Source organism: Acinetobacter seifertii (genome assembly GCF_016064815.1).
GTDB classification, from domain to species: Bacteria; Pseudomonadota; Gammaproteobacteria; order Pseudomonadales; family Moraxellaceae; genus Acinetobacter; species Acinetobacter seifertii.
Genome location: NZ_CP065820.1, coordinates 750834 through 772628, shown reverse-complemented (window position 1 = coordinate 772628; position 21795 = coordinate 750834). Strand labels below are relative to the sequence as shown.

Sequence of the window (21795 nt, the reverse complement as noted above, 5' to 3'; positions counted from 1 at the left end):
TTGATTGATTCACATGATTTTTCTTGTTATCCGCATCCCTTTTCTCCATCTAGCTTCCAATTGCTACTCAAACAAGATGGCATAATTAATAAGCCATTTGAATAGCTAAAAATATACATTTTTAAAAGAATGACTAAATACATAAACGCCATTTTTTAACATAACTTAAGCTGATCTAAGTCTCTTTATTTCATCGACTTAATATCATTTTTTATACAGTTTTTGTTGCTTTCCATACGTAAATAGGAATTAAAAATAGTACAGCAATAGTGACAATAGCTATCAAATAATGGAAATAACCAAGTACATCTCCAATAACACCACTCAAAGTATAAAGCCCACCACTTACCGTCGCCATGACCGAAACCTGAAAAGTAAAATCGGTGCCGGCATAGTTCTTTCGACTGTAATGCATGACTAAGGTTAACATTACAACGAGTAGCATGGCGGCAAAGGCATCTTCTAAAGCATTTATAGTATAGATAAGCCATGCATTTATTTTTATCTTTTGCTCGTAAGCATAAGCCAAATAAACATAGGCACCTAAACTCATGATTTTTAATATTGAAAAACTAATTAATGTAGTTGGTCTAGAAAAGTGCTTTAACACCCAACCCGCAATAAATGCACCCACTAAAGCAGCTACAGCACCTAGCATAGTGATGTAAACACCAATTTGGGTAAAACTTAATCCCATATCAACCATTAAGGGTTTGAGTAACGGCCCAGCTAAGCCATCGGCCACTTTAAAAGTGATAAGTACCATTAACCAAGATCTAAATTCTTTATTTTGAGAAAAATAACTCAAATAAGCCTTAATTTTGGTGACTAAATTTAGCTGGCTAGGTTCATTAGTAGAATGAGAACTATGAATAGGTTCTTTAAATAGTAAAACTGGTAGCGTATTGACGAAGACTAAAGCAGCTAGTAATAAAAATGTCGGCTGCCATGACAACCAGTCTAGACACCACAGCACAGCTCCCCCACCCACGATAAAACCAAGCCGAGAACCTACGACCTGAAAAGTATTTCCCCAATGCTGCTGATCGTGTAGCAATAAATTAACAGCTAACGCATCGGTTGCAACATCTTGTGTTGCGCCCGTCAAGTTCATAAATAGCAGTGCAATAAAAAATATAAATAAGTACAGCGGCTGATCTAAGGCTTGAATGGGGAAGAAAGATAAAACACAAAGTACGGCCACCGTCAAAAGCTGAGTAGGTAAAATCCAGCTTCGATAATGTCCTAAGCGTGAAATCGCATGTCGATCTACACACGGTGCCCAAAATATTTTGATTGACCAAGGCAACATGAGCAGCCCAAAACCACCAATATGGGCAAGTGATACACCTTGAGCTCTTAATATGACAGGCAAAGCATGTGTCATAAAACCAACAGGCAAACCTTGTGCCCAATATAGGGAAAATAGCAAAAGGTAAAGATTTTGCTGTCGGAACATATATACCTACTTTTATTTGTTTGTGCGGTAATCACATGAAATACCATGCGTGGTCTTACATTTTGCCAATGAAGCACAGATTTCAAAAGATTAAGATAAAACAAAGGATGATTTAAAACTTAAAAATATGGAACAACATTTCCCTACCCTCCCTCCAGAGGTACCTCAACGTGGTAATGCTTTAAGTCGAGCATTATTTAAGAAACTTTTTTTGGCTCAAGGTTGGACTATAGAAGGTGAAGTACCCAACTTTCCTAAAGCAGTAGCTATTATTTCTCCCCATACATCTAATATTGATGGCTGGTATGGTTTTCTTGCTATTTTTGGATTGGGTATTCAAATTACGGTACTGGGCAAAGACAGTCTATTTAAGCCACTGTTTAAACGCGCTCTAGATTGGGCAGGTGTTATTCCTGTAAAACGTGACTCAGCCAATGGACTGACGGAACAAGTAGTAGCCACGATTCAAGACTATGACAAAATCTGGATTGGCATGGCACCTGAAGGCACACGTAAGAAAGCAAAAAAAATGAAGAGTGGTTTTTATCATATTGCTGCAAAAGCCAATATTCCGATTGTGATGTTTTCTTTTGATTATGATCGTAAAACTATTCACTGCCTAGGACACTTAAATCCAAGTGGCAACTATGATGAAGATCTACAAAAGATTTTTGAGCGTTATAAAGGAAAAATATCACCGAAAAATCGTAATTGGCTTGCGGAGCCTTTACAAAATCTTGTGAAAAAAACCTAGCAAAAATTGAACGAATCTGGTCTGATGAGCCATCTTAATTTATCTTGCCATAGATTGTTTTTTTAAAGATGAAAATTGCTCAATTTGCCAGTATCGGATTTATCTCTTTAGCCCTATTCGGCTGTGATAAGTTCAGCAAAACACCAACACCGACCACTTCAGTTAAAGCACGCGAACCAGTAATCGCACTTGCCTTAGGTGGCGGTGGAGCAAAAGGATTTTCACATATTGGTGTTATCAAGGTTTTAGAATCACATGGTATTAAGCCTAAAATTGTTACGGGTACAAGTGCCGGCAGTTTTGTAGGAAGTATCTATGCCAGCGGACAAACACCTTATCAACTCCAAAATCTTGCACTTAAACTGCAAGAATCTGATATTCGTGATTTAACGCTTAATCGCCAAGGTATTATTCTTGGGCAAAAGCTACAGGACTACGTGAACCGTAACGTTGGCAACAAGCCGATTGAGAAATTCCCAATTCGTTTTGCAGCAGTAGCAACTCGGCTTGATAATGGTCAAAAAGCTGACTTCATTAAAGGTAATGCAGGTCAAGCGGTACGCGCGTCTTGTAGTATTCCAAACGTATTTGTGCCTGCCACAATCGGCAATCAAAAATATGTAGATGGTGGATTAGTTAGCCCAATTCCTGTAAAAACAGCACGTGATATGGGTGCAGATATTGTGATTGCGGTTGATATTTCAGCACGTCCAGCAGGAAATCGCCCAGCGAATATGTGGGGATTGCTTGATCAAACCATTAATATTATGGGTCAACAAAGTATTAATGAAGAGTTAAAGCTAGCAAACGTAGTCATCCAACCAAAAGTCGGACACCTAGGTACACTCGATTTAAAATCAAGCAATGAAGCTATTTTAGAGGGTGAGAAAGCTGCTCAAGGTCAAATTCGTCAAATTGAAACTGCCATTGCGAATTTCAAAAAATCTCCTGCCGCATTTAAGCCAGCACCACGTCCTAAATTTTAATTGAGGTGGTTTTTTTCTATCCACACCTACCATCATCTGCTACAGTGGTAAAAGTGATATGAGATCACTTTTACCCATCATAAAGATATATAAAAGAGCAGATCTATGGAGTTTGTTGTAGAACCTTGGCACTGGTTTGTATTGGGTATCTTACTTATTCTTTCTGAGCTGATTATCCCTGCTTTTGCCGCTCTCTGGTTTGGTATTGCAGCCATTATGGTTTGCTTTCTCTATTGGCTATTTCCAGATATTAGCCTCACAACACAAATTGTATTGTGGATTATTTTATCGGTGCTGTGCACTATTCTTTGGTTCAAATTTATTAAACCATTGTCGATTGATAAAACTAAAGCGGGTTTACCTCGTGAAGCCACCATTGGGCAAATTGGTATGGTGATTCAAACCGAACTCGCTCATGACCAAATTATTGTTCGTTTCCCTATGCCTATTTTAGGGGCCGATGAATGGAACTGCCGAAGCACCACCCCTGTGAAAGTCGGTGATCGAGTTCGAGTCATTGATATTTCGGGTAATGACTTAATTGTTCAGCCCCACAGTACTTCATAAACATTAAAGATAAAGAGAGGTTATTTTCATGCCAGTTGGTACCATTATTGTTTTAGCCTTTTTGGCTTTTGTCGCAGTTACCATTTTTAAAGGGGTACGTATTGTTCCTCAAGGTTATAAATGGATTGTTCAGCGTTTAGGCAAATATCATTCTACACTTAATCCAGGGCTTAACTTCGTTATTCCTTATATTGACGAAGTGGCATATAAAGTCACCACTAAAGATATTGTGCTTGATATTCCATCTCAAGAAGTGATTACCCGTGATAATGCTGTATTACTTATGAATGCAGTAGCGTATATCAATTTGACTACTCCAGAAAAAGCTGTATACGGTATTGAAAACTATACATGGGCCATTCAAAACCTTGTACAGACTTCATTACGTTCTATTGTTGGTGAAATGGATCTAGATGATGCTTTATCTTCACGAGATCACATTAAAGCAAAGCTCAAAGCTGCGATCTCTGATGATATTTCAGATTGGGGCATTACCTTAAAAACAGTCGAAATTCAGGATATTCAACCGTCTCATACCATGCAAGCTGCCATGGAAGAGCAAGCTGCTGCAGAACGTCAACGTCGTGCTGCTGTTACTAAAGCCGATGGTGAAAAACAGGCTGCTATTTTAAGTGCAGAAGGTCGTTTAGAAGCTTCTCGCCGTGATGCAGAAGCTCAAGTTGTTTTAGCTGAAGCCTCTCAACGTGCAATTGAAATGGTGACGAGTGCAGTTGGCGATAAAGAGATTCCGGTTGCTTACCTTTTGGGTGAACAATATGTAAAAGCAATGCAAGAGATGGCAAAATCAAGCAATGCCAAAACTGTTGTGTTACCTGCCGATGTTTTAAATACAATTCGTGGCATTATGGGAAAGCATAATTAATTTAATTGCTTCAAATAAGTCATTGAAATAAAAACGGCGATCATCAGGTCGCCGTTTTTATATTAAGTATTATTGGTTGTTTAATCTTTTTTGATCTTTCAACGGTAGCTTTTTTACAACCAAGTCATAAGAATCGCGAATCAAATCTTGAAGTAAATCACGTGTTAAGTTTTTATGCGGAATAATAGAAATCCAGTGTTTTTTATTCATGTGATACCCTGGAATAATAAATGAATAAAGCTCCTGATATTCCTGACTTTTATATGGATCACATTTAATAGTAATCATTTTTGTGCCCGTTCCTTCCCCTACTAACAAAAACACCTTTTCTAAAATTTTAAAGACGTCGCATTCTGGACCAAAGGGTTGGCTTTGCTCACTAAAAGGAAGATTACGCGCAATCTCTATCGCGACTTGGTGGAGCTGATCACAATTCATTCTTATCTCCTTTATTCACTAAATATGAATATAAGCAGGATTATTAATTTAATTTTTTATTAGTTGGTACGAGCTAAAAGGAATTGTGAAATCTCAACTAACTCTTTTGCATTTTCACCAAAATGCGCTAAAGCCTCAAAAGCTTGGTCATGCAACTCTTTTGCATAAACCTGTGCTTGCTCAAGTCCCATTAAAGCAGGATAAGTCGACTTTTGTACTTGTTCATCCTTACCAGCAGTTTTACCTAAAGTTTCAGTACTTGAGGTAATATCTAAAATATCGTCTTGTACCTGAAAAGCCAGTCCAATCGCTTGTCCATACTGGCGCAATTTCGGAATTGCCTGATCTGTTCCAGAGAAAATTGTCACTGCACCCATCATAATGGCAGCCTGAATAAGCGCTCCCGTTTTATTGCGGTGGATATTTTCTAGTTCATCTTGAGAAATTTGTTTAGCTTCAGCTTGTAGGTCTAAAACCTGTCCACAAACCATTTTAGAGCTGGCTGTTGCTAAAATTTGAATTTGCTTTAATACAATTGCAGCATCAGTTCCCTGCCCTTGTTCATCAAACAAACGACTCCCTAAAACCTCAAAAGCCATTGATTGTAAAATATCGCCTGCAAGTAAAGCCGTATCTTCACCAAATGCTACATGACACGTTGGCTGACCACGACGAAGCAAGTCATTGTCCATACAAGGCAAGTCATCATGCGCTAGCGAGTAGCAATGAATAAGTTCAACTGCAACCGCAGCACGGCGCGCCGCAGCAAAATTTGGATTATCTTGTAAAGAAGCTGTGGCGTAACACAAAGCCGGACGAACACGTTTTCCACCAAGCATAACGGCATGGTGTACTGCGCTTTTTAAAGGTTCAGGAATTGAAAATGCAGCGAGTGTTGTCAATAAATCTTGTTGAATACGTTGTTGAGCTTGTTTTAAAACATCCGCATTAACTTGAGAGAGTGATGACACAGTCGCCTCGTAAAATCAGTAGAGAAATTTTATTAAATGTTATGAAACATTCGTGTACTACATCATACACGATTCGCTGTAAAAAGTGCGTGATGTGTTATGGATGCCACATGCAAAAGAGCCTCTCTATAGTAGAGAGGCTCTTTCATTTAAATAACTTTTAGAAACTGTCGCCCGGAACTCGAACCCAGCCTTCCATTAAGACACGTGCACTACGACTCATAATGGCTTTTTTTACCACCCATTGGCCATTTGCAAGTTCAGCTTGAGCACCAACACGTAATGTTCCAGAAGGATGTCCAAAACGCACTGCTTCACGCTCGCCACCACCAGCTGCTAAATTTACCAATGTACCCGGAATAGCAGCGGCCGTACCAATTGCTACAGCTGCTGTGCCCATCATGGCATGGTGAAGTTTACCCATCGACAAAGCACGAACCAGTAAGTCGACATCGTTTTCTGAAACGGACTTACCACTAGATGCCGTGTAGTTTTTCGGCTTAGAGACAAATGCAATTTTTGGTGTGTGCTGACGCGCAGCTGCTTCTGAAATATCTTTAATTAACCCCATCTGAACTGCACCATATGCACGGATTTTTTCAAAACGTGCCAGTGCTGCTGCATCACCATTAATATGATCTTGCAGCTCCGTACCTTGATAACCCAAATCTTCTGCATTTAAGAAAATGGTCGGAATACCAGCGTTAATAAATGTGGCTTGAAAACTGCCAATCTCAGGCACATCTAGTTGGTCGAGCACATTTCCTGTTGGGAACATATCATCGCCCTCTTCACCATCATCGGCAGGGTCTAAAAACTCAATTTGAACTTCAGCGGCAGGAAATGTCACCCCATCCAGCTCGAAATCACCAGTTTCTTGAACTTGACCATTGGTGATAGGTACATGCGCAATAATGGTTTTTTGAATATTTTTTTGCCAAATTCGAACAGTACAGAGGCCATTTTCAGGAATTCGATTTGCATCAACCAAACCATTTGAAATCGCAAAAGAGCCAACTGCAGCAGTCAAATTACCGCAGTTACCGCTCCAATCCACGAAAGGCTGATCTATTGAAACCTGTCCAAATAAATAGTCTACATCGTGATCTGGCTGGGTGCTTTTAGCCAAAATAACAGTTTTACTGGTACTTGAAGTCGCTCCACCCATTCCATCAATTTGCTTTCCATAAGGGTCTGGGCTACCAATGACACGTAGTAAGAGTTGATCTCTTGCTTGACCTGCCACCTGAGCTCTTTCCGGCAAATCATCAAGTTTAAAAAATACACCTTTACTGGTTCCACCACGCATGTAAGTTGCTGGAATTTTAATTTGCGGTACTGAGCTCATATCAACTGTTATCCTTACTATTGTGTTTTTATATCTCGAAACAAACAGACTTGTTTAATCATTCGCTTCATCTTAAATCGTTTTGTGATCTAGAGATAGCGTTATGCTTTTATACATCAATCGTATTGACGCAGACTTATTTTGAGAATTTAGATTCATGCTCGCAATGACCGAATTAAGCAAAATCATGAAAAAAAGAGTCTATCAAAAAATATATTTTTAGAATATTTTTCAATCTTTTTTGCATTATTAAAAGCAAGTTAATGATTTTAAATATTTTTTAGTGTTACTTTTCAGTCACCGCTTGTTAATTTGTAGTCTAGGCTAAAATAAATCCATCTATTAGAATAATTTACTTATTCATAGTGAGTGAAGACCTTTGACCAACGAATCTTCTACACTGCAACGAGGACTAAAAAATCGACATATCCAATTAATTGCTATGGGTGGAGCAATTGGTACCGGATTATTTTTAGGCTCGGCGCAAGTGATTCAATCTGCGGGACCATCCATTATTTTAGGATATGCCATTGGCGGCTTAATCGCATTTTTGATTATGCGTCATTTGGGAGAAATGATTGTTGAAGAACCTGTTGCAGGATCGTTCAGCCATTTTGCTTATAAATATTGGGGGAAATTTCCCGGATTTTTAGCTGGATGGAATTATTGGATACTCTACGTTCTGGTCGCGATGAGCGAACTTACTGCGGTAGCCAAATATATTAATTATTGGTGGCCTCATATTCCAGCGTGGACGTCTGTCTTATTTTTCTTTGTCGTGATTACGGCAATTAACCTAACAAACGTCAAATTTTATGGTGAGTCCGAATTCTGGCTCGCTATTATTAAAGTTGTCGCGGTTATCTCAATGATTATTTTTGGACTGTATTTGCTATTTACAGCAGATGTAGGTTCAAGCATTTCATTTAGCAACCTTTGGACACATGGTGGATTTTTTCCAAATGGCTTTAGTGGCCTGTTCTACATGTTGGCTTTCTTGATGTTCGCCTTTGGTGGTATTGAACTGATTGGTATGGCTGCAGCAGAAGCAAAAGATCCGAAAAAAACCATTCCAAAAGCAATTAACCAAGTTGTTTTCCGTATCTTGATTTTCTATATCGGTTCATTGGCAATTTTACTTTCATTAGTGCCATGGAACCAATTAGATCTTGGCGGTCTCGATAAAAGTCCATTTGTTATGATCTTTAGTCAAATGGGTATTGGTTGGGCTGCACACTTACTTAACTTTATTATTTTAACCGCTGCCCTCTCTGTTTATAACAGCGGGATGTTTGCCAATAGCCGTATGCTTTACGGTTTAGCTCAACAAGGTAATGCGCCAAAAATCTTCAAGAAAGTAAACAAACAAGGTGTACCTGTACCAGCAGTTTTGTTGTCTGCATTACTTATTTTTGGCTGTGTTCTTTTAAATTATTTTGTACCTGAAGATGCTTTAAGCCACTTAATGTACATTGTAGTTGGCGCATTGGTATTGAACTGGGCGATGATCAGTATGACTCACCTTAAGTTTAAATCAGCAATGAAAAAACTCGGTCAAAAAACTCACTTCCCTGCACTTTGGGCACCATTTAGTAACTATTTGGTTTTAGGTTTCATTGCTGTTGTACTCTACATTATGTGGAGTCAAGGCTTTAAAGAGTCTGTAATGATGATTCCGATCTGGATTGTTCTTATGTTTATTTTGTTTAAAGTACTCAATGCTAAAGAACAATAATCTGAACATTTGTACTTAAAACATGAAAAAAGCCATTGTCTCGACAATGGCTTTTTTATTTAAGGCTCTAAGATTAAAACCATATTTGAATGTCTTTTAGAGCCACTGTTTCGTATCATCAGCCACAGGTGTGCCATGAATAACATGCATAATCATTGCATGCGCAATACTGCCTTTAAATGGAATTTCAGGTAATTGATCAAATTTGAAAAACTGAGCATCACTCAGTTCTTTCTCCTCAATTTCAATTTCGCCCACTTCATATTCAGCTTTAAAAGCCAACATTAAGTTACTCGGAAATGGCCATGGTTGACTCGCCAAATACTGAATATTCTTAATGTGCAATCCAACTTCTTCTAATGTTTCACGTCGAACGGCATCTTCTAGTGTTTCTCCTACCTCGACAAAGCCAGCGATTAAACTGTACATCTGGGTTGTATTTCTGGCATTTTTAGCCAGCAAAATCTCGTTCTCTCCACGTGTAATAATAGTAATCACACAAGGGTTAACTCTAGGATATTGACTAAAACTACATGCTGGACAAGTCATAGAATATTCAGTCTTATGCTGCTGGGTTTTATGCCCACAACGGCTACAAAACTGATGATTACGACGCCACTCTAGTAACTGAAAAGCACGACTCGCCTGTTCGAACTGCGGTTTAGTCCAATACTGTAAGAGTTGGCGAATAGGTATGAACTGATATCCATTTGGTATAGGTTCACCTTCTTGGAAATCTCTTGCTATTACTTGAGGGTCTGCTTGTATATGTAAATCATGTTCCTGCTGTTTAAGGCAAGGCAAATTAAAATTCGCATCAACCAAAAGTTGTTGTTGCTGAAAAATATAAGCAATAGGAAGGTTGTTGGTATCCATTTATATACTCGAGTGAAGAACCTTTCGACGGCCTCTATAGCTTCTTCAAAAGGATCAGACTTAAAACATATTTTTCAAAAATCTTACGCATACTGGCAAACATCTTCAATTTATTTAATTTGTATCTTTTTGATTAAAATCACATTTTATTCACGCATTCTATGCTTTTAAGTTATATCTATGACTTTATAGCTAACTGACCAGTGATGAACTTAGAAGCACTGCTTCACATAAAATTGATCTCTAAAAATTTAGACTAGTTTTAGTCCCATCTCATGAAGCAAAAATATGCGATTTGGTTTAATTCTGGGTGATCAATTAAATCACCAACTCGCAACGCTCAAGTATTTAAACCAAAATGAAGACATTATTTTGATGGCTGAAGTACTTGAGGAAACATCTTATGTTGCTCATCATCCACAAAAAATAGCGCTGATTTTTAGTGCAATGCGACACTTTGCAAAAGAATTAAAAGCACAGGGCTGGAAAATCCGTTATCATACATTTAAGCGCGAAAGTCATATAAAAAAGTTAGTCGACTTTATTGCTTTGCAGCAGCAACACTTCTCGGCAAATACTCTCATCATTACCCAATGTGGTGAGTATCGCTTACAGCATGAAATCGATACTTCATGGGCTAACTCACTAAAACTACCTGTTATTTGTTTAGAAGATGATCGCTTCTTTTGTACCGTAGAACAATTCAAGCAATGGGCAAACAAATATAAAACGCTAAGGATGGAATACTTTTACCGAGAAATGCGCAAGCAAACTCACTATTTAATGCATGACCAACAACCCGTAGGCGGGCAATGGAACTTTGATCAAGCCAATCGAAAAGCGTGGTCAGGCAATCCACCTTTGCCACCAAAATTAACCTTTGAGCATGATCAAATTGATATAGATGTTATTCAACTGGTCAAGAAAGAATTTTCTCAACATATCGGCAATATCGATTCCTTTCAATGGGCAACAACCCGTCAAAATGCCTTACTTGCTTTAGACCATTTTATTTCTAACAACCTACCCCACTTTGGCGATTATCAAGATGCTATGGTTTATGGTTCAGACTTTATGTTTCATAGCCTGCTCTCGCCTTATTTAAATTGTGGATTGTTATTACCAAAAGAGGTATGTGACGCTGCCCAAACAGCTTATTACAACGAACAGGCTCCCTTAAATGCAGTAGAAGGATTTATTCGTCAGATTTTAGGATGGCGGGAATATGTGCGTGGAATCTATTGGTTGTCTATGCCTGACTATAGCGATCAAAATACCCTTCATGCCACCACGCCGCTGCCACAATATTACTGGACGGGTGATACAAAAATGGCATGTATGGCTGAGTGTTTCAGAAATACCTTTGAACATGGCTATGCTCACCATATTCAGCGTTTAATGATTACAGGCAACTTTGCGCTTTTAGCTGGTGTAAATCCATCTGAAATTTGCGAATGGTATTTAGCAGTCTATGTAGATGCTTATGAATGGGTCGAATTACCGAATACATTAGGCATGGCCATGTATGCAGATGGTGGCATCATGGCAAGTAAACCCTATGCTGCATCAGGTAATTACATACATAAAATGTCAAATTACTGTCAGCACTGTACATATAACGTCAAAACCAAAACTGAACCAGACAGTTGCCCATTTAACAGCTTGTATTGGTATTTTATGAGCCAGCATGAGGCCATATTTCGTCAAAATCCCAGAATGGCGATGGTCTACAAAAACCTTGATCGTATGAAAGATAAAGCTTCTGTTATGCAGCATGCAAAGTTACTTATTCATCAACTTGATGAGCTTTAAGATCATGAAAAAACAGCATCTACCCCAGAAAATATGTGTCTATTGTCAACGCCCTTTTGACTGGCGAAAGAAATGGGAGCGTTGCTGGGAAGAAGTAAAATATTGCTCTGAAAGATGTAAACGACAGGCTCGCTCAAATAAGTAAATATTTCACGCCATTGTTTTCACTGATTCAACACTACTCTTCATTGCTGAATCAGTTGTCTTTCAATTGATTATATTTGATAGTCTTACGCATATTTATACTGACGAGAACAGTAAGCTCTTTCAACTTCTGGTGAACGTAATTGCTGATGCTTGGTTTTACGCCCTGCCATACGCTTGCGCCACAGTTTAAAACTGCTCGATTTTAAGTTATATCTCATTAAACGAATAACTTCACTTTCACGCAAGCCATACTCTCGCTCAATTGCTTCAAATGGGGTTCGATCTTCCCATGCCATTTCAATAATTCTAGATAAGTCCTGTTCATCAATTTTTTTCATGTTATGCCCTTTTAAATTATGCTGTAACCAAATCTGATTCTTTAACAAACAACCTTTCTGAAATAGCTTCACTTACCCGATTGCTTGCCTTGAATGTTTTCGTGTTTTGCTTCAGATCATAGAAAGGCAAACATGAATTTTTTGTGATTTTTTTGCTTTATAAACTCTATTTTTTATATAAGACATAAACAGTTCTAAAACCTTTGAGTAGTTTAACTTTTTATTAACCACTATGACAAAATTTTTAATACCTAAAACATGAAAAAAGCCATTGCCTTGGCAATAGCTTTTTTGTTTATAATCATAAAATTATGCGCCCTTAGCTTAACTGGATAGAGCAGTTGCCTCCTAAGCGACCGACGTGGGTTCGAGTCCCGCAGGGCGCACATATAATATAAATAGTCTAGTTGAAGACCATATATAAGATAATAATGAACATTTATCTTTTTGTAGAAAAAGATAATAGATAAGGAGTATCAATTATATCTTCTATAAAATTTTCAATATTCCTTAAATTCACTTTTGGCAATACAACCATATTTTCATAAAAAAAATATTGATTTGAATTTAAGTCATCCCCTATTGTTTGATTTAATCTGATTGGATCATAAAAATTGAAAGTATATATTTTATCAAATATCTTAATATCTACTGCAAAACATCCTTTCGACTCAATCTCCCAAGCATACTCAGAAAAATCATCGGATAAATTTAGAATATAATTTCTCATATAGTTCCAATTTTTAAATTTTCATATATAAATTTAATCACAGTAACTTAGATTTAAAATCCATTTTTTAGTTTCCAAGAGATCTTGTTGAATCTTTCTTTGATCATTTAAATATCTATTATCTATAAAATATTTAACTTGACATAAATTATTTTTATCATAAAGAGTTAAATCCTTTTCTGAGATTCTCCTCATATCTTGTGCAATAAGTAATAAAGGAACATATATATCCACATCTTTTTGTTTTTGTAACTCTTTAATTATATAGACATAATTAGCTAGATTCACAACAGTTGATACATTAAAACCTTGCTGAAAATAATACTCGTTATTGATTTCTGCAGCTCTACAACCACTAAGAAAAACAATCAAACATACTAAAAAAGCTCTCATATTATTTCCTTTATCTAAATAAAACCTGATAGCTTTATTTTAAAATACTTTTATTTCACATCTTTTATATAAAAATTTAGAACTATTTAGTTCCCATATCATAACCGTCACATTATATTTACCCCTAAGGCACAAGTACACTGTAGTGATGTCTATAGATGATAAACTATAGACCCAGAGTTCTGAACAATACTCGATTCAACAGCTCTTACTATTTACAACTATTTTATCCTCATTTAAATAATATAACCCACGTAATTATAGGCTATAATATTAATTTCATCTTCACCCATATTAAACTTCTATAACCCATTAATATTAAATAATTTTAACCTTTATCCTTAATGTAAACTCTATTAAGTAATGGAGAAACGCCCAATTTCTCTTCTACTACCCAATTACAAGTATCTTCATCTTTTAATTTATCAAGAATATAAATGGATACTATCTCATTTCCAGCTTTGTAAAGCTCTTCACTAATAATTTTTTCTCTTTCATTAGTAAAAACTATATCTTGAAAAATTTCTTTATTCGTTCCATTTACTTTAATTGTAATCATTATATTCCCCTCTATAAAAGGATTTTCTTCATTAATCCCAACTATTACTCCTTTTACACAATAAGTTTCTATATTGCCATTTTTGATATTTTCCCACCATTCAGCTGTTGCATATAAACCTTTGTCACCCTTAAGCCCCATAGTTGTTCCCTTATCCAACGTAGTTTTCTGTATATTTTTGATATAATTTTTATCCATCAAGATTGAAGAAGATGATCTTAAATCAAATACCAACTTATACCCTTGCTCAAGTAGATTTATATCTTCCATTTTTATCATTTTAATATTCTCCTATTTCTTACTTATTATGCTGATTTTGCATCATTTATCATTTTCAAATTTACACCTAATACATTATTTATTATAAAAAAATAGGACTTAATAAAAGCCCTATTTTTTTAACCAGTATGTTTAATCCTTCACTTCAGCCAACAACGTTTCAGCTGCAAGTTTTCCTAAATTATTAGAAGCAAGCGGACTATCGCCTGTTAATAATTTACGATCTCTATGACATTGTCCTGTAATGCCAGTGTTCAAAATCTTCACACCGAGTTTTTCAAGGTTCTCACCAACTAACCATGGTAAAGCTCCCGGCATATAACCGATATCAATATTTGCCCCCTTATCTAAGGAATCAGGGAATACACAAATTTGATAATCTTTAAAAATGTAATTCTCAGGTTGTTCATCTACTGCCGCAGCCAATAACGAAGCTGGACCATGACATAAAGTAATAATAAATTTATCTTGTTCAACTGCCCATTTCAGAACTTTTTTGACATCCAAGCTATGTGGAATTTTAGCTAAAACACCATGCCCACCCGGAATAAATACAGCTGCGTATGGTGAGTTTTCCCCCACTGCATTTTCTAAAATATCGGCAAGTTTTAGCGGATTTTTTAATTTATCTGCATATTTCTGGAAAGTATCTAATACCACCTGCTCTTGCTTTGGCATTGCCCACATTTCAAGCTTGGCTGGATTACCTGAAAGTGTCGCAACATCAATTTCAAAACCTGCATTATCTAAATGAAACATCGGCAAAAGCATTTCTACTGGATGGTTTCCGGTAGAAAAGAACTTACCGTTTTGCATCTGGATATAACGCTCATCGGTTGCAATCATTAATACCTTTTTATTACCTGTATACGGCGTTGGATAAGTCGTACCGTCATAATCTGTTTTAGGCGAAGTATATTGGCTCAGTGAGTATGGTGATGGGAAGAATGCATTATCTTCTGCCAAATCTGGGGTCGGATTTTTATCATTTGATGCTGGGGTATTCATTGTTACCATCCTTTAGAATTGAAGAACGAAATAACAGCTTTAAGCCAGTTATTATTTCTTAGTACATGTATATTTAGATCAAGAAACTGGTGCAACACGCCAATAGAATTTGGCAATTTTTATATAGAAATAGGCACAATTAATAATTATAAATTTCAGTTTAGGCAAACATGACGTTCACCTAAACTATCACAGATTAAATTAAGTATTAATCTCTAAAACGATCTTTCCAATATGGTCACCTTGTTCCATACATGCATGGGCACTTTGTACATCTGAAAAATCATAGGTTTTATAGATTTGCGGTAAGCACTTGCCTTGCGCTAATAACGGCCACACATGTTCATGTAATGACTGAGCAATCTGGGCTTTTTCTTGGCTATTACGTGCTCGCATAGTTGAGCCAGTAATAGTTGCACGTTTTAAAATCAGTTTTTGTAAATCAAATTCTTTTGCAATTCGACCACCCATGAAACCAATAATGACCAGTCGACCATCACGTTTTAATAGATTTAAGTTTTTCGAGAAATACGAACCACCCACAATATCCAAAATCACATCAACACCTTGGTCTTGGGTGTGTTTCAAAATTTCTTGCTCAAAATCTTGGGTTTTATAGTTAATTGCAGTCGTTAAGTTAGAGAGTGCTGCAACTTTATCTTCACTTCCAACTGTAGCAAAAGTTTTAATCCCTAAAGCATGGCAAATCGCTAAAGCTGTGGTCCCAATACCACTTGCACCACCATGAATCAGTGCTGTTTCATTTTCTTTTAAACGGCCGATATCAAACAGGTTTGCCCAAACTGTAAAGAATGTTTCCGGAATCGCAGCAGCTTGTGTAAATGTTAGATTTTCAGGTATTGGCAATACTTGCGTTGCAGTAACAGCACAGTATTCTGCATAACCACCACCGTTGGTTAAAGCACAAACCTTGTCTCCAACTTTGAACTGTTGCACTTGGTCACCTACAGCAACCACGACCCCAGCGACTTCAAGCCCCGGAATTTGCGTAACACCTTTAGGCATTGGGTATAAACCCATACGCTGCAATACGTCTGGACGATTAATTCCAGCAGCTTTTACCTCAATTAACACTTCATCTGCTTGAGGAACTGGAACATCTGAATCTTGAAGTTTTAAGACCTCAGGTCCGCCAGGAACCGTAATTTCAACAATTTTCATGGTTGTTGGAAGACTCATTGATATGCTCCATGTTTGGTTTATATTTTAAATGTATTGATTTACTTTAATTCATTGAAGATTTAGGTGGAACTCCAAACAGCCGTTTGAACTCTCGACTAAACTGTGAGGCACTTACATACCCTACCTGATAGGCAGCTTCCGCAACACCCATTTGATTATTTAAGATTAAATCACGTGCCTTATGTAATCGAGTAATCTTAATGTACTGTAATGGAGAATAGTTGGTGACTTTCTTAAACGCTTGATGAAAAAGAGAGACGCTCATTCCCGCTTGTTTAGCAAGTTCCTGAACCGTTAAATTGTGATAATAATCTCTTTGAATAATTTCACAAATTGTATAAATCACACTATTTCGACTTATCATAGCCGAAAGATTTTCGATTAAATCACGACTACCTGCCTGCAAAACCCGATAAATGAGTTCTCGTTTTATCTGTTCTCCCAATATCGCAGTATCTTGTTTAGAACGAAGTAAATTCAACAAGCGTAAAGCAACCTCAGATATTACCGTGTTCATATCTATAATATTTAAACCACAACTGAGCTTTATATCTCTTTTTTCAAGCTCATCTATAGATGGCTGCTGCTCTTTATCCATTTTAGTGGCTAAATCAGCCATCATTTGTGCTTCAAACTTAATCGCAATTGCCAGCATTGGTTTATTTTCAACCAACGTATCGCAGTCAAAAGGAATAGCGATCGAGATGAGTAAACACTGGCCTTGTTGAAACTGAAAAGTATCTTTCCCGATATAACCACGCTTTACGCCTTGTATAACTAAAACAATTGAAGGCTCTTGTAATACAGCAACAGGTTGTATTGAATGATCTACCCTCATAAGAGTGATGTTTGAAATATAGGTAGGATATAGACCTTCTTGAGGAGCCAAATATAAAAAAGCCTCTACTAATCTTTTCATCAAATCATTCTGTTGCATTGCTTTATTTTTTACGGGCTATTTAAGATTTACTATATCAATCAAACTAAAAGGGAAAAGTATTTCTTGGTAGTACTTTGTATAAATAAGCAAGTTAAAGCTATTTTTAGGCATAAAAAAAACCTAGAAGATTCTAGGTTTTTTCACTTAGTCTGACTATTAGGCAGATAAGTTAAAGAACATTGATGCAATCAGAATAATTACACCAAGCACAATACGGTACCAAGCAAATACGCGTAGCGTATGGCGTTCAACAAAAAGTACCAGTGCCTTTACCACAAATAAAGCTGCAATAAATGCTGCAACGAAACCAACACCAATATTAATCATGTTGTCTGAGGTCAACACATCAGCATTTTTAATTAAGTCAAATGTAGCAGCACCTAACATGGTCGGCATTGCAAGGAAGAACGAAAACTCTGTTGCAGCTTTACGTGATAAACCTGCAAACATCCCGCCTACAATTGTCGCACCTGAACGAGAAGTTCCCGGAATCATCGCAACACATTGAGCAAGGCCGACTAAAAGTGCCTGCTTAAACGTGATTTTTGTCGCATCTAATGTTTTATGCTCAAACTGTTTAGATTCAACCCAGAAAATAATGAGTGCACCGACAATGAGAGCAATCGCAACCACAATTGGGCTAAACAAAACGCTTTTAATAAAATCGACGGCTAAAACACCAATAATCACTGCTGGGAAAAAAGCAATTAATACACTAAAAGCAAAATGACGCGACTCTACATCGCCACTAAAGAAGCCTTTAATCAAGTTAATAATTTTTTGTCGATATAACCAGCACACTGCCAAAATAGCACCTAACTGGATCACTACTTCGAATACACGACCACCATCTGAATGGAAATCGATAATATGACCAAATAAAATCAAATGGCCAGTACTGGAAATTGGTAAAAATTCAGTTAAACCTTCAACAAATCCTAGAAATAGTGCTTTTATAACTTCAAAATTTTCCATCACTTGCTCAAAAAGTTAATCACTAGAAAGGTCTAAAAAGTTGTTTTATATCATGGATAAACCAATACTTTGGCCTAATTCATGTTCAATATCAGATCATTTCTAGCATTTTGGTTATTGCCTTTAATTAAAGGCCGATTATTTAAAGTGCAATAATGTATCACATCATTATGACAAACTTAGGTTAACTATCGTAAAAAGATAAAATCTAATCAAAAACAAATCGTCTTCTAGTTATAAATAAAAGCTCTTATGCTCAAGCAGGTCAAGAAACCATCTTAAAACATCAAATAAACATGATATTATTTCAAGCATATGTCATTTATATTTAAAATTTAAACAAAATGAAAAATACTAAAATCAACGCACGTCATCTGATTATCGATCTCTTTCTTTCCTCTGCATACCCTCAACTTACGATTAAACAAATTTTGGTGGCTGCCAAACTGTTTAACTTAAGTGAAAATGGTATTCGAGTTGCGACAACCCGTTTATTAAATGAAGGTATGATCGAAAGCGTAGAACGCGGAATCTATCAACTTTCACCTCCTACGAAAGATTGGGCAAAAGTAATTCTCAATCGTAAAAATGGTATTAAACAAACTAAAGAATGGCAGCAACATTATCTTGCTGTGTTTACAGGCACATTGGGTCGTATAGACCGAACTGCTCTTAAAAAGCGTGAACGTGTACTGCGTCAATTTGGTTTTAAAGAATTAGAAACAGGTATTTACATCCGCCCAGACAATTTAGCTTATAGTTTTGAAAAAACGTGTGAGGAGCTTGTTTTAGCTGGACTGGAGAAAGAAGCAAAAATTTGTATTATTCACTATTTCGAACCCTCAACGCTTAAGCAAATTTTTTCTTTATGGGATACCAAACAACTCGAAAAAAATTATGAAATTTATAGTCGTGATATCACACACTGGCTTGAAAACTATACTCATCTCTCCTTAAATGATGCTGCAGTTAAAGCCCTTCTTTTAGGTAGGGAAACGATTGCTTTACTCATGAATGATCCCCTATTACCAGCACCATTTGTAAGTGAGTCTGCGCGTAATCAATTTGCTCAGGATGTACAGCAGCTAGACGCGATCGGCCAAAAACTTTGGAAAAAAATATATGAACAAGAATTAAATCTATAGTCATCTGATTTATTTTTTTACAAACAAATATTTCAATTTTTAAATTTTTACAACTATATTTGTAATATAAAATACAAATACCAAACTCTAATTTGGGAGAATAACAATGAATACACAGGTAAGTGTTACGGACCTATTTAGTAGAGAAGAAATACAAGAGCTTACAGAACCTTCAGATGTCTATGGTGCTTGGGCTGTTGCCAGTACATGGGCTGTTATTGGTGGAACATTCGCCAGCTTAATCATGATGTGGGATTACTTACCGAGTTGGGGTAAATTATTAGCATGTATGCTTGCCTTAGCAATCTTGGCAGGTCGTCAGTTATGTCTCGCAATTTTAATGCACGACGCGTCTCACAAAAGTCTGTTCAAAAATAAGAAAATAAATGATTTCGTCGGTGAATGGCTATGCGCCCGCCCCATCTGGAATGATCTTCAAAAATATCGTGTACACCATGTTCGTCACCATGCAAAAACATCTACTCCAGATGACCCAGATCTTTCTTTAGTTGCTGGTTTTCCTGTCAGTAAAAAATCTCTAACTCGTAAATTCTTACGCGACTTAACAGGTATGACTGGCTTAAAGTTTAGCTTAGGTCGAGTTTTAATGGATCTGGATGTCATGAAATGGACTGTTGCCAATGACCAAATTTGGTTAGACCGCAATCATAAAAATTTCGTTGACTATGCAAAGAGTATTGCAAAAAATAGTACGGGCGCTATTGCAACCAATCTGGCACTTTATGGTGTTCTAAAAGCATTTGGTCAACAACGTTTTTATTGGTTATGGCCTCTGGCTTATTTAACCCCATTTCCACTTTTTTTACGTATTCGCTCTATGGCAGAACATGCTGGTATGCAAACCAGTAATACTGCTTTAACCAACACTCGAACAACACGAGCTGGATGGATTGCGAGAAGTTTTGTTGCACCAATCCACGTAAACTACCATATGGAACATCATTTAATGGCTTCAGTGCCATATTTTAAATTACCGCGTATGCACAAAGTACTAAGAGAACGTGGTCATGTTCCAGTCCCGCCTAGCTATTTTGAAGTGATTCATTCACTTTCATCAAAACAAGAATCATCAACTTAATGCTTATTTAGAAGACCACTTTCAAATTTGTGGTCTTCTTTATTATTCACGTATATCAAATTTTTTTAGTTTTAACTGAGTTTGATAATACTTCGGTGTCACTCCCATCCAGCGTTTAAATGCGCGAGTGAAATGGGATGTATCTGCATAACCTAAATTTAAAGCCACAGCTTCAATTGATATTGCACTATTTTCTAAAAGATCTTGTGCTTGCTGCTTTCGAGTTAGATCAACTAATACTGAAAAACTTGTATTTTCGGTTGCCAAATAACGCTGTAGGCTCCGCTCTGACATATTCATCATGTACGCGACTTGTTTAACTTTTAATATTTCTCCCTGATTATTGATCAATAATTTTTTAATTACGTGGCTAATTTCTGCTTTCCATCCGCTACGTAACTTCAATTTATCTATATCTTTTTTACACTGTGCTTCTAGTAAAGGCGCAAGTATCGGGTCGGCAGTTAGGATAGGCTGCGATAAATATTCTTTTGGAAAAATCCAGACATTCTGTTTTTCATTAAATAAACAATCTACACCCAATTCGTCTTTTAGTTTTGAAAAACCGACGGGTTCAGACATATTTAACTTAACGGTACCTAAAAATGATAATCCTGTTAGATGTTTCGCGATTTGAATAAAACCTAATAACAAAAAAATACTAGCATCTGAACTCAACTGAAAAGCTTTCAAAGGCTGGCGTATAGTCCAGTAAATATAATCTTGCTCTTGTTTTAACTCTGGCTTAAATGCATCACAACGTGATCCAATAAATTGTTCAAGTGTTTTAAGGGCTTCTTCTAAATTTGCACAGACCATGGCCGCCATACCCACCGAACCATAACAAGATGCTTTCATTTCCAAAGCCAAATAACCCGCTAATGCTGGCTCATGAGTGAGTTCAATAGCGCGTCCAAGAAGTTTGTTTAAAGTATGAAACTCAACATACCAATAGGGTTTAGTTAATTGTTCTAATGTTATGCCACTTCCATCTAGAAGCTGATCACCAGAGATATTCCAGCGCTTAACCATATCAACTAATAAATTAATATAAGTTCCGGGTAATTCTGGATTCATGCGTGATCCATTAGCAATCATAATTGTGGCGTCAAATGGTAAAAACTGTCAGTTCATGAACTATGCCACGTTT

23 protein-coding genes and 1 tRNA gene are annotated in these 21795 nt (G+C 36.7%); 10 read left to right on the top strand and 14 right to left on the bottom strand.

What is annotated here, in order from left to right:
• Nucleotides 1–211: 211 nt before the first annotated feature.
• Nucleotides 212–1459, bottom strand: coding sequence for an MFS transporter (locus tag I8T81_RS03790; protein WP_198072146.1), 1248 nt, complete (start codon nt 1457–1459; stop codon nt 212–214).
• A gap of 127 nt (nt 1460–1586) precedes the next feature.
• Between I8T81_RS03790 and I8T81_RS03785 the strand changes: the two genes are divergently transcribed.
• The 4 genes from I8T81_RS03785 (at nt 1587) to I8T81_RS03770 (ending at nt 4649) form a co-directional block, all read left to right on the top strand.
• Nucleotides 1587–2213 carry a lysophospholipid acyltransferase family protein gene (locus I8T81_RS03785; RefSeq protein ID WP_198072145.1) on the top strand — a complete coding sequence of 209 codons (627 nt, stop codon included), beginning with the start codon at nt 1587–1589 and terminating at the stop codon, nt 2211–2213.
• Between the two features lie 68 nt (nt 2214–2281).
• Nucleotides 2282–3199: a patatin-like phospholipase family protein gene (locus I8T81_RS03780; protein WP_004705841.1), complete on the top strand. Its 918-nt coding sequence runs from the start codon at nt 2282–2284 to the stop codon at nt 3197–3199.
• Between the two features lie 105 nt (nt 3200–3304).
• Nucleotides 3305–3766 (top strand): NfeD family protein, encoded by a 462-nt coding sequence (locus I8T81_RS03775; RefSeq protein WP_004705839.1) that lies wholly within the window; start codon nt 3305–3307, stop codon nt 3764–3766.
• Nucleotides 3767–3794: 28 nt separating this feature from the next.
• Nucleotides 3795–4649, top strand: coding sequence for an SPFH domain-containing protein (locus I8T81_RS03770; protein WP_086497574.1), 855 nt, complete (start codon nt 3795–3797; stop codon nt 4647–4649).
• Between the two features lie 69 nt (nt 4650–4718).
• Here the strand turns inward: I8T81_RS03770 and I8T81_RS03765 are convergent, their stop codons facing one another.
• The 3 genes from I8T81_RS03765 to prpF form a co-directional block, all read right to left on the bottom strand.
• The gene (locus I8T81_RS03765; protein WP_198072144.1) at nt 4719–5087 is read right to left on the bottom strand and encodes an MmcQ/YjbR family DNA-binding protein; all 369 of its coding nucleotides are present in this window, start codon (nt 5085–5087) and stop codon (nt 4719–4721) included.
• 59 nt (nt 5088–5146) lie between these two features.
• Nucleotides 5147–6058 carry a polyprenyl synthetase family protein gene (locus tag I8T81_RS03760; protein WP_000097114.1) on the bottom strand — a complete coding sequence of 304 codons (912 nt, stop codon included), beginning with the start codon at nt 6056–6058 and terminating at the stop codon, nt 5147–5149.
• A gap of 160 nt (nt 6059–6218) precedes the next feature.
• A complete protein-coding gene (gene prpF, locus I8T81_RS03755) occupies nt 6219–7406 on the bottom strand; it encodes a 2-methylaconitate cis-trans isomerase PrpF (protein ID WP_198072143.1) in 1188 nt (395 codons plus the stop codon).
• A 379-nt stretch (nt 7407–7785) separates the two neighbouring features.
• Between prpF and I8T81_RS03750 the strand changes: the two genes are divergently transcribed.
• The gene (locus I8T81_RS03750) at nt 7786–9141 is read left to right on the top strand and encodes an amino acid permease (RefSeq protein WP_004705835.1); all 1356 of its coding nucleotides are present in this window, start codon (nt 7786–7788) and stop codon (nt 9139–9141) included.
• Nucleotides 9142–9237: 96 nt separating this feature from the next.
• On the opposite strand, the gene nudC is transcribed toward I8T81_RS03750, so the two are convergent.
• The gene (gene nudC, locus I8T81_RS03745; protein WP_198072142.1) at nt 9238–10017 is read right to left on the bottom strand and encodes an NAD(+) diphosphatase; all 780 of its coding nucleotides are present in this window, start codon (nt 10015–10017) and stop codon (nt 9238–9240) included.
• 288 nt (nt 10018–10305) lie between these two features.
• Here nudC and I8T81_RS03740 point away from each other — a divergent pair, with 288 nt between their 5' ends.
• Both I8T81_RS03740 and I8T81_RS03735 read left to right on the top strand, forming a co-directional pair.
• A complete protein-coding gene (locus I8T81_RS03740) occupies nt 10306–11829 on the top strand; it encodes a cryptochrome/photolyase family protein (RefSeq protein WP_198072141.1) in 1524 nt (507 codons plus the stop codon).
• Nucleotides 11792–11974, top strand: coding sequence for a DUF2256 domain-containing protein (locus I8T81_RS03735; RefSeq protein ID WP_425331691.1), 183 nt, complete (start codon nt 11792–11794; stop codon nt 11972–11974). Before I8T81_RS03740 ends, I8T81_RS03735 begins: the two co-directional genes overlap by 38 nt.
• Nucleotides 11975–12059: 85 nt before the next feature.
• Here the strand turns inward: I8T81_RS03735 and I8T81_RS03730 are convergent, their stop codons facing one another.
• A complete protein-coding gene (locus I8T81_RS03730) occupies nt 12060–12314 on the bottom strand; it encodes a TIGR03643 family protein (RefSeq protein ID WP_004705831.1) in 255 nt (84 codons plus the stop codon).
• Nucleotides 12315–12627: 313 nt separating this feature from the next.
• Here I8T81_RS03730 and I8T81_RS03725 point away from each other — a divergent pair.
• Nucleotides 12628–12700 (top strand) — tRNA-Arg (locus I8T81_RS03725).
• Between the two features lie 53 nt (nt 12701–12753).
• Here I8T81_RS03725 and I8T81_RS03720 read toward each other — a convergent pair.
• The 7 genes from I8T81_RS03720 to I8T81_RS03690 all read right to left on the bottom strand — a co-directional run bounded on the left by I8T81_RS03720 (nt 12754) and on the right by I8T81_RS03690 (nt 18401).
• Complete coding sequence (locus I8T81_RS03720) at nt 12754–13044, bottom strand: hypothetical protein (RefSeq protein WP_198072140.1); 291 nt, start codon at nt 13042–13044, stop codon at nt 12754–12756.
• 33 nt (nt 13045–13077) lie between these two features.
• Nucleotides 13078–13437 carry a hypothetical protein gene (locus I8T81_RS03715; protein ID WP_004705829.1) on the bottom strand — a complete coding sequence of 120 codons (360 nt, stop codon included), beginning with the start codon at nt 13435–13437 and terminating at the stop codon, nt 13078–13080.
• Nucleotides 13438–13765: 328 nt separating this feature from the next.
• Complete coding sequence (locus tag I8T81_RS03710; RefSeq protein WP_004705828.1) at nt 13766–14275, bottom strand: hypothetical protein; 510 nt, start codon at nt 14273–14275, stop codon at nt 13766–13768.
• Nucleotides 14276–14407: 132 nt separating this feature from the next.
• Nucleotides 14408–15283: a glyoxalase III HchA gene (gene hchA, locus I8T81_RS03705; RefSeq protein ID WP_191001177.1), complete on the bottom strand. Its 876-nt coding sequence runs from the start codon at nt 15281–15283 to the stop codon at nt 14408–14410.
• Nucleotides 15284–15484: 201 nt separating this feature from the next.
• A complete protein-coding gene (locus tag I8T81_RS03700) occupies nt 15485–16483 on the bottom strand; it encodes an NAD(P)H-quinone oxidoreductase (RefSeq protein WP_077168684.1) in 999 nt (332 codons plus the stop codon).
• A gap of 46 nt (nt 16484–16529) precedes the next feature.
• Nucleotides 16530–17423, bottom strand: coding sequence for an AraC family transcriptional regulator (locus I8T81_RS03695; protein WP_198072139.1), 894 nt, complete (start codon nt 17421–17423; stop codon nt 16530–16532).
• Nucleotides 17424–17582: 159 nt separating this feature from the next.
• A complete protein-coding gene (locus I8T81_RS03690; RefSeq protein WP_049065376.1) occupies nt 17583–18401 on the bottom strand; it encodes an undecaprenyl-diphosphate phosphatase in 819 nt (272 codons plus the stop codon).
• Between the two features lie 344 nt (nt 18402–18745).
• Here I8T81_RS03690 and I8T81_RS03685 point away from each other — a divergent pair, with 344 nt between their 5' ends.
• Together I8T81_RS03685 and I8T81_RS03680 are read left to right on the top strand one after the other, a co-directional pair.
• Nucleotides 18746–19546 (top strand): PaaX family transcriptional regulator, encoded by an 801-nt coding sequence (locus tag I8T81_RS03685; protein ID WP_198072138.1) that lies wholly within the window; start codon nt 18746–18748, stop codon nt 19544–19546.
• Between the two features lie 106 nt (nt 19547–19652).
• Nucleotides 19653–20645 (top strand): fatty acid desaturase family protein, encoded by a 993-nt coding sequence (locus I8T81_RS03680; protein WP_191103442.1) that lies wholly within the window; start codon nt 19653–19655, stop codon nt 20643–20645.
• A 42-nt stretch (nt 20646–20687) separates the two neighbouring features.
• On the opposite strand, the gene I8T81_RS03675 is transcribed toward I8T81_RS03680, so the two are convergent.
• Entirely contained in the window at nt 20688–21722 is a 1035-nt protein-coding gene (locus I8T81_RS03675) for an AraC family transcriptional regulator (protein WP_198072137.1), read from the bottom strand.
• Between the last annotated feature and the right edge of the window lie 73 nt (nt 21723–21795).